The organism is Paenibacillus sp. FSL R7-0163, assembly GCF_037969975.1.
Classification (GTDB): Bacteria; Bacillota; Bacilli; order Paenibacillales; family Paenibacillaceae; genus Paenibacillus_AQ; species Paenibacillus_AQ odorifer.
Map to the genome: position 1 here is coordinate 3897640 of NZ_CP150224.1, position 11311 is coordinate 3908950.

General features: G+C 42.5%; 8 protein-coding genes. 5 read left to right on the forward strand and 3 right to left on the reverse strand.

Annotated elements, in window-relative coordinates; genetic code table 11:
- Window positions 1-90 precede the first annotated feature (90 nt).
- Both NST45_RS17425 and NST45_RS17430 read right to left on the reverse strand, forming a co-directional pair.
- Window positions 91-1647 carry an extracellular solute-binding protein gene (locus NST45_RS17425; RefSeq protein WP_036679248.1) on the reverse strand — a complete coding sequence of 519 codons (1557 nt, stop codon included), beginning with the start codon at window positions 1645-1647 and terminating at the stop codon, window positions 91-93.
- Between the two features lie 188 nt (window positions 1648-1835).
- A complete protein-coding gene (locus NST45_RS17430) occupies window positions 1836-3353 on the reverse strand; it encodes an extracellular solute-binding protein (RefSeq protein ID WP_339823328.1) in 1518 nt (505 codons plus the stop codon).
- A gap of 180 nt (window positions 3354-3533) precedes the next feature.
- On the opposite strand from NST45_RS17430, the gene NST45_RS17435 reads away from it, so the two are divergent.
- The 5 genes from NST45_RS17435 (at window position 3534) to NST45_RS17455 (ending at window position 10731) form a co-directional block, all read left to right on the forward strand.
- Window positions 3534-5879, forward strand: a complete 2346-nt coding sequence (locus NST45_RS17435) for a helix-turn-helix domain-containing protein (RefSeq protein WP_076098493.1) — start codon at window positions 3534-3536, stop codon at window positions 5877-5879.
- A 110-nt stretch (window positions 5880-5989) separates the two neighbouring features.
- The gene (locus NST45_RS17440; RefSeq protein WP_036679431.1) at window positions 5990-7444 is read left to right on the forward strand and encodes a GDSL-type esterase/lipase family protein; all 1455 of its coding nucleotides are present in this window, start codon (window positions 5990-5992) and stop codon (window positions 7442-7444) included.
- A gap of 13 nt (window positions 7445-7457) precedes the next feature.
- On the forward strand, window positions 7458-8558 hold the full coding sequence (locus tag NST45_RS17445; protein ID WP_036679245.1) for a mandelate racemase/muconate lactonizing enzyme family protein: 1101 nt from the start codon (window positions 7458-7460) through the stop codon (window positions 8556-8558).
- Between the two features lie 17 nt (window positions 8559-8575).
- On the forward strand, window positions 8576-9418 hold the full coding sequence (locus tag NST45_RS17450) for a sugar phosphate isomerase/epimerase (protein ID WP_036679244.1): 843 nt from the start codon (window positions 8576-8578) through the stop codon (window positions 9416-9418).
- A gap of 152 nt (window positions 9419-9570) precedes the next feature.
- A complete protein-coding gene (locus NST45_RS17455; RefSeq protein WP_076098494.1) occupies window positions 9571-10731 on the forward strand; it encodes a glycosyltransferase family 1 protein in 1161 nt (386 codons plus the stop codon).
- Here the strand turns inward: NST45_RS17455 and NST45_RS17460 are convergent.
- Window positions 10703-11167 (reverse strand): DUF2269 family protein, encoded by a 465-nt coding sequence (locus tag NST45_RS17460; RefSeq protein WP_235219424.1) that lies wholly within the window; start codon window positions 11165-11167, stop codon window positions 10703-10705. The genes NST45_RS17455 and NST45_RS17460 overlap by 29 nt on opposite strands.
- Window positions 11168-11311: the final 144 nt, after the last annotated feature.

Consider the following 11311-nt stretch of genomic DNA (forward strand, 5'->3'; position numbering starts at 1 on the left):
GAACCCAGTGAGGAATAGAAAAGGTTGTTGAAACAAGATCAACAACCTTTTCAGCTACAATTTGTCGCTTAACTATTCCAGTACGGGTTACTATTTTTTGTATAACGCGTTGTATTCTTCAATAATCTTATCTCCACCACGGCTCTTCCAGTTCTCTACTTCCTTCTCAAATCCAGCCTTGTCAATCTGACCATAAATATATTTATAGGTTGCATCTGTAATAATCTGTTGAAGCTCTACGCCTTTTTCTGTATAGGTAGCCGAATCCATAGCAGCTGTTGGATCCGCTACACCAACTTTGACATTCTCAAGAACCAATTGATCTGCATGAATTCTTCCTGGCAGCGTGTTATAGTTTTCGTACATTCCATTGGTTTCAGCTTCGCCGATAACGCTGTCCTTATATCCCTTTACTTCACGTTCAATCAATTCTTTGTCGTCTGCAGCTTTCGCTTTACCGTCTTCAACGGTATAGTGAGTACCTTCAATTCCCCAATACATCAAATTAGCTACTTCTGGAGTCATCATTTGATCAAAGAAAGCAAGAATCTTCTTCAGCTCTGCCTCATCCTTGACAGCAGATTTCGGGAACAAGACAACATTGTTATAGCCTGGAATCATCCATTGAGCATATTTTCCATCTGGACTTGCAACCATACTATGCGCATCCAAAACAGCGTCAGGGTTATTCTTAATAGTATCTTTATTGAGGGAATCAATATCTTGCATGGAGCCCCCAATATAGAGTCCACCCTTTCCAGCCTTAAACATATTTACTGCATCCGTTTTACTGGTGGCAGCGAAATCTTGATTAATGTATCCGCCATCACGAGCTTTTTTGAAAAAATCCATTGTGTCGAAATATTCATCGAAGGTAAATTCAGGCGCTAATTTGCCATCCTTCTCACCCCAGGTATTCGGTGTTCCGAACCAAGACGAAACAGTTTTGAAAGCTCCATAGGTCAACTCATTACGGTCAATAATACCGGTAGTATCTTTCTTTCCATTACCGTCTGGATCTTGTTCTGTGAAGGCTTTAGCCATTTCAAATAATTCATCTACATTAGCTGGTGCAGCAAGTCCTAATTTATCTGCCCAGTCTTTGCGGTAAATGATCCCTTGGCGTGCAAGTGGACGCCCGATATATAGGGTATAAAGCTTGTCATCTACTTTCGTGTTATTAAGAATTTCTGGTTTCAGTTTGCTCAAATTCGGAAATTCGCTTAATAGTGGACCGATTTCCCAGAATTGTCCGTCTTTTATCGCTTCTTTCATCTGAATGAAGGTTGTCTGATTCTTCAAATATGTTACTTGCGGCAATGAACCCGTTGCAAAAGATGAATTCAGTTTTTCTTCATAAGTATCAGCCGGAAAAAATTGATAAGTCAGCTTCGTGTTGGTCAATTTCTCTAGTTCATTCTTAATCGTATCAGGCGGAGTCTCTGATGTATTCAATGGAAGCATGATTTTGATTTCTGTAGGTTCCTCTTTAGGTGCTTCAGTCTCTTCCACCTTCGTAGTGTTCTCTGCACTTGTAGTTGGGGCTGCTGCTTCTTCTTTGTTATTGTTGTTACCACCGCATCCAGCTAACAATGTGCTGAATGTTAACAGTGCTGTTAACAACATGGTGAAGGATTTCTTCTTCATACCATTTTGACCTCCATAATTTGTATTGGTTACGAGTTCCACGTTACATCGTCGGCAAGGTTACGAAAACAATCATTTCCCCATAACGGCGTGTTCTGAAAGGGATCTGAGCAAATGATTATCGTGATATCGCAGCACAAAAAAATCCACCGCATTATCCGCAGTGGATCAAAACCTTTTTAACCTATTTACTTTTCTGTCCCAAACTCAGCCTCAGCATATTCCTTAATAATAAGATTGCCTCCACGAGCTCTCCATTTCTCAACCTCTTGCTGGAATCCCTCGACGGTAATATTACCTAATATATAGTTATATGTAGCATCCACAATGATTGTAGATAACTCCATATTCTTCTCATCAAAAGTAGATGAGCTCAGAGAAACTGTCGGGTCATCGACCAGAAAAGATTCATTATCTTTACTCAGCTGATCTGCTAGAGAGGTTAATTGCTCCTTCTGAGCCACTTCCATAATGTTTTTATTACTAATGTCCGCGATCATTAAAGCATATAGCGGATTCACTTCCTGTACCCGCAGTTGTGAGGTTTCCTCGGGAAGGATAATCTTGCCGCCTTCAAGCTTATAATGCCGCCCCTCAAAGCCATACATCATTATATTGGCTACATCTTTATCCATGGTCCGATCAAAAAATCCAAGCACCTGCCGAAGCTCCTCCTCTGTGGCAATGGACTTTTTGGAAAAGAGATACAGTCCGTTGTAATTGGGGATAGACCACACTTTATATCCATCAGGCCCCTCGATACGATTGATCAGGGTAAGTTCAGCCTTTGGATTGTATGCTTGAGCTTCAATTGACAACCGCTGCACATCAGTCATGCTGCCAATAAACACACCAGCGATTCCGTTAATGAATTTATCGCGTTGAACCTCTTTACTGGTAAGAGCAAAGTCCTGATTTATGATTTTTTCATCATATAATTTCTTCATAAAATTCATTGTGTTCATATACTCCGCTGTTACGAATTCCGGAACAAATTGATGATTCTCTAGCTTCCAATTATTTGGTGTGCCAAAATAAGAGCTTAGTGTCTTAAATACACCATAAACAAGATCATTACGATCGACTAATCCAAGGGTATCTTGTTTGCCATTCTGATCCGGATCGTTATATGTAAATTGCCTCATTACTTCATATAGATCATCTAAGGTCTGTGGATTGCTTAAATGAAGATTGTCCAGCCAATCCTTACGTATAATGACACCCTGTCTGGAGGAAGGGCGTTCTGTATATAGGCCGTAGATCTTTCCATCTACAGCGGTCTGTTTAAGAATAGCGGGGTCCAGTGCTTTAAGATTGGGGAACTCCTGAAGATATGGGCCGATCTCCCAAAATGCTTCAGAACGGATGGCGTTTTTCACCAGATTATAATCTGAGAACTTCACAAAGGTGACTTTTCCTAAGGAATTAGTGGTCAACGCCGTGTTCATTTTATCGGTATAAACACCCTCAGGCACCCACGTGATATCAAGCTCCACCCCTGTTAATCTTTCAATCTCAGCTATAATCTTTTTTGAAGGCTGCTGTGGAAAATGAAGGGGTGCCAAGATGGAGAGGTTCGGGCGAGCTTCTTGCAGTACAGAACCAGCTGACTTTCCATCACTGCAAGCGCTTAACATAGGGAAAACAAGCATGAAAAATAAGCAGAAACAAAACGTTGCCCTTCTACACAAAAATTGTCTGAACATTTCTACAGCCTCCTAAGGTATTGTAAGGATTTTCACCCTACAGCTTGAAGATTTTCCATTTTGTAGTCATAATTAGGATTAATGATTATTGCGGAACGAGATGATTATTGTTATTTTCCACCAGGTTTCATACACTAAGAACAAGTGTCTACTTCTACATAAGTAAAGGTGCTGAGCCCCGTGAGACCATTAAGCTTTTTAAGTAAATTAACGATTTTTGCCTTTGTAATTAGCACGTTGCCGGTGATATTCATCGGTTCTTTTTCCTATTTCACATCATCTAATGAGATCCAAAAGAACGTAAACAACAGTAAAATGGAACTTATATTACAAATCACCTCAAATGTAGAACATAAGTTAACAACTGTCAATCAAACATTAAACCAAGTGATCAACTCTAGTGTATTAAAAAAAGCACTAAATAACCCTTTAAATGAAACCGATTTCATTTTATATAATGATTTAAGAAACGAAATCCGCAATATGCAATCCTTCGATACGAAACTGGAGGATGTCATCCTGCTCAATCAGCAGCAGAACTGGATGATCAAAAATTCAGGCGTCTACCGTCTGAATGAATACAAAAACCACGCGCAACTCTCTAATCTAATGAATATAGCTGACGATACTTCATGGATTTTGAATCCATCGTCCTTATTTTATAGCGAGGAGAGCATTAACGTCACTGGCTGCAATTACAGCATTAGTCTTATCAAAAAGCTTCCCACCAATAAGCTGCAAAAATATGGGCTTGCCCTAGCTAATATTCCGGTCTGCAGTCTTCAGGATTTCATTAATTCAGATGTGCAGCCACTCGATGACATTATCGTTCTGGATCAAGCTGGCCGCTTCCTGCTCCATCCGGATACCAGCTTAATCGGAAAACCTAAAGAGCAAGGCGGATTTAAAGAAGTCCCTTTAATCTCTGATCCTTCTAAACAATCCGGACAGTTCAAGACTGTGATCAATAAAAAGAATTACTCCGTCACTTTCATGCGTTCTCAGTTAAATGGCTGGGTTTATCTATCGGTTACTTCTATGGAAAGCTTGACGAAGGAGTCCAATAAAATCGGGATGTTTACGATAATCGTGTGCACCATTATGCTCTTGTTCTCCATTCTTCTGGCATGGATCGGTTCCAGGCGTATGTACACCCCTATCGAAAGACTGCTTAATCAGATGGGCCAACGCAAACCGGATATTAAATCGAGACATCGCAATGAATTTCAGATTATAGGAGAACAAGTTCATTCTTTGTTCCAATCCAAATCACAGCTGGAAAAAGAAGTCCGGCAACACTTTCAGCAGGTGCGAACGTTTTTTCTGATCAATGCCTTCCACGGAAATGTTAAGAAACGTGATTTGCTCGAAGAATTAGGGCAATTCGGCTACCAAACACAGCTTAAAGAATGGAAAACCATGGCAGTAATTACGTTGTCTATTGATTATGCCGAGGATTCCAGCTATGAGAAAAAAGATCTCAGCCTCTTATTGTTCGCTGCCCACAATATGATCGAAGAGTTAATCTGTCCTGAACAACGGCTGGCTCCTGTAATCATGGACCATGCGGTAGTCGTATTATTGGGCAGTTCAGACTGCGATACCCAGTCTTTTCATAAGACACTGTATTCGTTAACGGAGAAGCTGCAGCAAGAAATAAATAATTATCTAAAGGTGCAGGTGAGTATTGGGCTGAGCCTTCCCTTCAACGCCTTCGATAAACTAGCCATCGCCTACAGAGAAGGTCTAGAAGCACTGAAACATCGCATTAAGCTTGGCAAAGGCGTTATTATTCAATATGAGAACATTAACTCCGGCAAACATTATCTGAACTTGAACTACCCTACGCATAAAGAAAACGATCTAATGGATGCTATCAAGCTGGCTGAAACGGATAAAGCCAAGGAACTGATTCATTTGCTTTTTAAATCTATTTTTGCCCTTGAGCTTTCACCACAGGAATATCAAATCCCGTTGACCCGCTTACTCAATAACTTGCTCATTATGATGCAGGAATCGGGCATTAGCTTAAATCAGATCTATCATGCTAATGGCTCTATTTTTGAGGAATTGCATGACCTTCATACCGTGGCTGAGATTGAGGATTGGTTCTGGAGCATGGTCATTTACCCGATGATCAAAATTTTTATCAGCAGGCAAAATGCCCAATACCAAAACATCTCTGAGAAAATCATTGATCTGATCCAACATGAATATGATACAGATCTAACCTTGGAAGAATGCGCTTCTCGGCTGCATTACAACGCCAACTATATCAGCAGTGTCTTCCGTAAGGAGACCCAATACTATTTCAGCGAATATTTAACGATGTACCGATTTAAAATGGCGAAAAAATGGCTGCAGGAAACCGATATGCCGATCAAAGATATTGCAGCCAAATTAAGATACAACAATTCTCAGAATTTCATTCGATCTTTCCGTAAACAGGAAGGGATGACCCCTGGACAGTACCGGGATAACAATACAGGCACTAAATCCAAACCAACATTTGACGAATCTATGTAAAAATCACAAAATAATCGTTCAAGGTCGAATCTAAAAAAAAAGAGTCTCTCTTTTTTTCGGAAAATATGTTAACGTGTGCATATAACCATTTAGGGAGGAATTTGAACGCAATGTTGAACTTTCGACTAAATACTAACCGTGTAGAACAAGATGAGATTTCTCAGGAAACCTCACTACTCACCCTCTATCCGCTCGAGACGGATCAACCCCGTCCTTTTATATTGGTATTGCCTGGTGGAGGTTATCAGCACTTAGCCAAACATGAAGGAGAACCTGTGGCTCAATGGCTAAACAGTCTAGGTATTCATGCAGGTGTACTAGATTATCAGGTCGGAGACTTCAACGTCTCTTCTTTGTTAAATGATGTTGAGGAAGCTCTCAAATGGATTAGGGAAGCACCCAAAGCTTGGAATGTGATCTCAGACAAAGTAGGGATGATTGGATTCTCGGCTGGAGGACACTTAGCTTCCATCTTTTCTACCACTAGAGCAGAGAAACCAAATCTTCTTCTGTTAGGTTATCCTGTAATCACTTTCCAAGAGTCCCATTCGCATAAGGGAAGCCGGCTACATTTTCTTGGAGACGACCCATCACAAGCGGAGCTTGACTCCTTTTCCTCAGAAGCCCAGGTGGATTCACTCACACCTCCAACCTTTATCTGGACAACAGCAAACGATGCCAGCGTTCCCGTGGAGAATAGTCTGTTGTTCGCCTCTGCCCTGTCTAATCAGGGAATTCCTTTTGAATTACATATCTTTGAAGAAGGGCGGCATGGTTTAGGGCTTGCTAAAGAACACCCTCATTGCCAGCAATGGCTTTCCCTTGCTGAGAACTGGCTAAGGGAACATCAATACGTTAAAGGAGCAGAAGGCCTTATGAGACAACAACTATTTATTGCAGGCGATTCCACTGCGGCTATTAAAGGCGCTGGAGAAAAACCTATGACTGGCTGGGGAGAATACCTGCAAAGTTATTTTGGGACTTCTATTCAAATCCAGAATCGTGCAATTAATGGTCGAAGCACCAAATCGTTCATAACAGACGGCCGCCTGGATGCCATCAAAAAAGACTTTCAACCCGGCGACTACCTGTTTATTCAATTTGGACATAACGATGAGAAAAAAGATGATCCATTACGTTACACCGATCCTGAAACTGAATATCGCCACAATCTAATTCAATATATAGATGCAGCTCGGCAGCTAGGGGGGACTCCGATTCTGTTAACCTCTGTAAGTCGCCGCCGCTTTAACGCCGATGGAGAGCTTGACCCGTTGGCTGTAGGCGCTTATCCCGAGGTAATGAGACAAGTGGCTGAAGAAACGCACACTCCGCTACTTGATATTTTCACAGCCTCGCAAGCGCTCTATCGTTCATTAGGCGAAGAAGAATCCAAGAAGTTATTCATGCACTTACCAGAGAAAACACATCCCAATTACCCCAATGGAGTTACGGATGATACTCATTTCTCGGATGAAGGTGCCCAGCAAATTGCTAAACTTGTGGTTCAAGCACTTAAACAAAATACAGCCTCCCCTATATCAAACTTACAACAACTTTTATAAGGAGTGATCACAGATGTCTATAATTAAAGAAGTTATTACAGAGTACTATCGTATCCCTTTGCCAGAAATCATGGAGGATGCTAAACACGGCTTGCATACTCATTTTGAAGTACCCATTGTCAAAATTAGAACGGATGAAGGTCGTGAAGGTGTAGGTTATACCTATACTGGCGGATTTGGCGGCAAAGCGATCTGCTCACTAATTGCTAATGAATTAACACATATTTTAGTTGGCAAAGACGCCAGCTGTGTGGAAAGTATCTGGGAGCAGATGAACTGGGGAATACATTATGTTGCTCGCGGGGGTCTGGCGAGCTTCGCCATTGCGGCATGTGACATTGCGTTATGGGATTTACGTGCGAAGAAAGCAGATGAACCTCTCTACAAACTTCTGGGTGGCGCAAGCAATGAGGTCAAATGTTATGGTGGAGCGATTGATTTGAATTTCCCATTAGAAAAGCTCCTGCGCAACAATCAAAAATACTTAGATATGGGCCTCCAGGCTGTCAAAATTAAACTAGGCCAAAAAACATTAGCTGAAGATGTGGAACGAGTGGCTGCGGTACGCCAATTGGTCGGCCCGGATGTAGCCTTTATGGTCGATGCCAATATGAGCTGGAGTGTGGAAAAAGCGATAAAAGCCGCACGTGAATTTTTGAAATATGACATTCTTTTCTTAGAAGAACCAACGATTCCGGAGGATTATGCCGGCTATGCACGGATTGCTGAAGAAACAGGAATGGCCGTTGCAGGCGGAGAGAACTTGCGCACATTAACCGAATTCCATCACATGCTGCAATATGGTCATGTTGATTTCCCTCAACCTGATGCTTCCAATATAGGCGGAATTACGGGCTGGTTAAAGGTAGCTCACTTAACACAAGCCTATAACCTTTCCGTTTCCACACATGGGATGCAGGAATTACACGTTAGTTTGTTAGCAGCTATGCCAAATGCAGGTTATCTCGAAATGCATAGCTTCCCTATCGATCAATACACTACACGTCCGCTAGTGATTAACAAAGACAATGGGATGGCAGTAGCGCCTGAAGTAACGGGCACTGGCGTTACCTTTGACTGGGACAAATTAGCACCTCACAAACAACAATACTAATAGGAGCGATCGATCATATGAGCATTCCCCTTCATCTAGGTGTTCGAGCACATGATTTCACACAAGTTCCATTGCAAGAGTTAATTGAGAAGATTAAGTCCTATCATTTCACTCATATCCAGTTTGCACTTAAGAAATCTTTTCCTGATAGTGCCCCTAGTCTGACGGCTATAAGCCCTGGAACAGCCAGCTATTATGGCAATGCCTTTAGGCAGGCAGGTATTCAGATTGCGGTTCTGGGCTGCTATGTAAACATTGTAGATACCGATCCTTACAAACGGGCACAAGCGTTAGCCGCGTTTAATACCCACCTGCGCTTGGCCAGAGATTTTGGCGCTAGTCTGGTAGGTACGGAAACCGGAAGTGTGGGACTTGGGTATACCACAGATAATTTTACAGAAGAAGCCTTCCAAGAGGTGGTGACATCAGTTAAGGCCATGGTGGCGGAGGCCGAACGTTTTGGTGTGACGGTAGGAATCGAAGCAGGACTTCATCATCCGCTGTACACCGCGCCCTTAACCCGCCGACTTCTGGATGAAGTCCCTTCTAACAATCTTCAGGTCATATTGGATTGCGCAAATCTAATGTCACCTACAAATTACTTGCATCAAGAAGCTATTATTATGGAGGCTTTGAAGCTTTTAGGAAATCGAATTGCTATCATTCATTTAAAAGACTTTATCGTCCAAGATGGAGCTATAAAAATTGTCCCTGTAGGTCAAGGGTGGCTAGAGTTTGAGCCGATTCTTCGTTATATGAAATATGAACGTCCTCATATTCAAGGAATCCTGGAAAGCACTCCTGAGTCACATTTAGGAGAAAGCATTACCTTTTTGCAACAGTTATACGAATCCCTGTAGGGCTTCATCCCATTAAAACTAATAAATCCACTGCACACCTCTTTACCTTACTTGGTGCAGTGGATTTTTATATTCTGTTTAACATCCGTTTGACCTCCATCAAATAATCGCCTGTTATGATCAGGGCATCAAGAGTATCTGGGAGGGGTTCCATGCGTCTTGCTTTATTCACGGACACATTTCTTCCGCAAACCAACGGAGTTTCACGTACGCTTCAACGATTAACCACTCATTTGAAAGGGTGTGGTATTGAACATCTGCTTTTCTCACCGAAATCTGCTCCTGAAGACAGTTATGCCGATCCCATACGTCCCATTACCAGCATCCCCTTTTTCTTATACCCCGAATGTAGACTCGCACTGCCCAATATGTCCTCTATCCAATCAGAGCTGAAAGCTTTTCGTCCCGATCTGCTTCATATGGCAACTCCGTTCAATATCGGTCTCTGCGGCCTTCGTTATGCGCGAAAACATGACTTGCCCCATGTCGCCTCATACCATACCCATTTTGACCGCTATCTTGAATATTACCGGATGAAAAAAATCGCTCCGCTCTATTGGAAATACATGAAGTGGTTCCACCGCTCCTGCGACGCCACCTTTGCACCATCCTACGAAACCCTCGATTCCCTCCAAGCTCAAGGCTTTCATCGCCTGAAGCTGTGGTCCAGAGGCATCGACTGCCAGCAGTACACCCCCAAAAAACGCAGCCATGTGGTCCGTGAGCGCTACGGAATTACCGCACCGTTACTGCTTCTATATGTGGGAAGGATCGCCCCTGAAAAAGATATAAACACCCTTGCTCTCGCCATGCAGCAATTACCCGAATCTATGCAATCTCAGGTTCATTGGCTGGTCGTAGGGGACGGCCCCCTTCTGCCGGAAATGCGGGCACAGGCGCCCCATAATGTCACGTTTACAGGCTATAAACATGGTGATGAGCTTGCCCAATTATATGCCTCAGCAGATCTGTTCGTCTTCCCTTCCAGTACGGAAACCTTCGGTAATGTTGTCCTTGAGGCTATGGCCTCAGGACTGCCTGTCCTCGCAGTAAATGAAGGTGGAGTGAAGGATCTGGTCACACCCGGCCGCACAGGAATGATTGTCGAGTCCCGCTGCCCGGATGCTTTTATTCGTGAGATTTGTGCATGTATAGAGCACCCTCAAAAGCTAGCTGCTATGGGACATGAAGGTCGACAGCTGGCACTCGGCCGCTCTTGGGAGAATATTTTTGATGGACTCATCCGCGATTATGAAGAGATCATTGAGAATAGACGTTATGATCTTATACCGGCTTTACTACCATTAATATAATAATGACGATAGTAAGCACATGAACCGCCGCTTCTAGGGGAGCGATCTTGTTCATAGCGGTAGTGTAACCCTCAGGGATTTCCTCCCCTTCGCTGGTCATTACGAGCTGGGTTAGCTTTTTCAATCGGGGCTCAACCATTCCAATAATAATCACTTCGATCACGATAAAAAATAATAACGACAGATTTAACCACAACACCGACAAGCCCATTTTATCTATGATCATTAACAAAATACCTGTAACGATCAGGGTGACCCCACCTGTCTTAGGGAATCTGTTTATTTTCTTCATAAGACCAAATACAAAACGAAGCTGACTGCCTGTCTTGGCTGAGCTTGTCAGTATTGGCAGCACAAAAGCTGGCCCAATTCCCACTATGGATGCTATAACATGTATAACTACCACAAGCTTTGAGATCATATGCGTCAAATCCATATTTACAATCCCCCCTATCATTCGTTGTTTAGATTCATATGAGGCAGATAGGAGAATTAGTCTTGCAGAATCTTTTAAATCTTAGATAATCTAAAAAAAGCGCCTAGCCGGATATTACCGACTTAGGCGTTTTTTTAACAAATA

What these genes read in the sequence shown, in the direction of transcription:
- NST45_RS17455 (WP_076098494.1), top strand. Translation starts at nt 9,571, where the DNA reads ATGCGTCTTGCTTTATTCACGGACACATTTCTTCCGCAAACCAACGGA.
- NST45_RS17460 (WP_235219424.1), bottom strand. Translation starts at nt 11,167, where the DNA reads ATGGATTTGACGCATATGATCTCAAAGCTTGTGGTAGTTATACATGTT.
- NST45_RS17440 (WP_036679431.1), top strand. Translation starts at nt 5,990, where the DNA reads ATGTTGAACTTTCGACTAAATACTAACCGTGTAGAACAAGATGAGATT.
- NST45_RS17425 (WP_036679248.1), bottom strand. Translation starts at nt 1,647, where the DNA reads ATGAAGAAGAAATCCTTCACCATGTTGTTAACAGCACTGTTAACATTC.
- NST45_RS17450 (WP_036679244.1), top strand. Translation starts at nt 8,576, where the DNA reads ATGAGCATTCCCCTTCATCTAGGTGTTCGAGCACATGATTTCACACAA.
- NST45_RS17430 (WP_339823328.1), bottom strand. Translation starts at nt 3,353, where the DNA reads ATGTTCAGACAATTTTTGTGTAGAAGGGCAACGTTTTGTTTCTGCTTA.
- NST45_RS17445 (WP_036679245.1), top strand. Translation starts at nt 7,458, where the DNA reads ATGTCTATAATTAAAGAAGTTATTACAGAGTACTATCGTATCCCTTTG.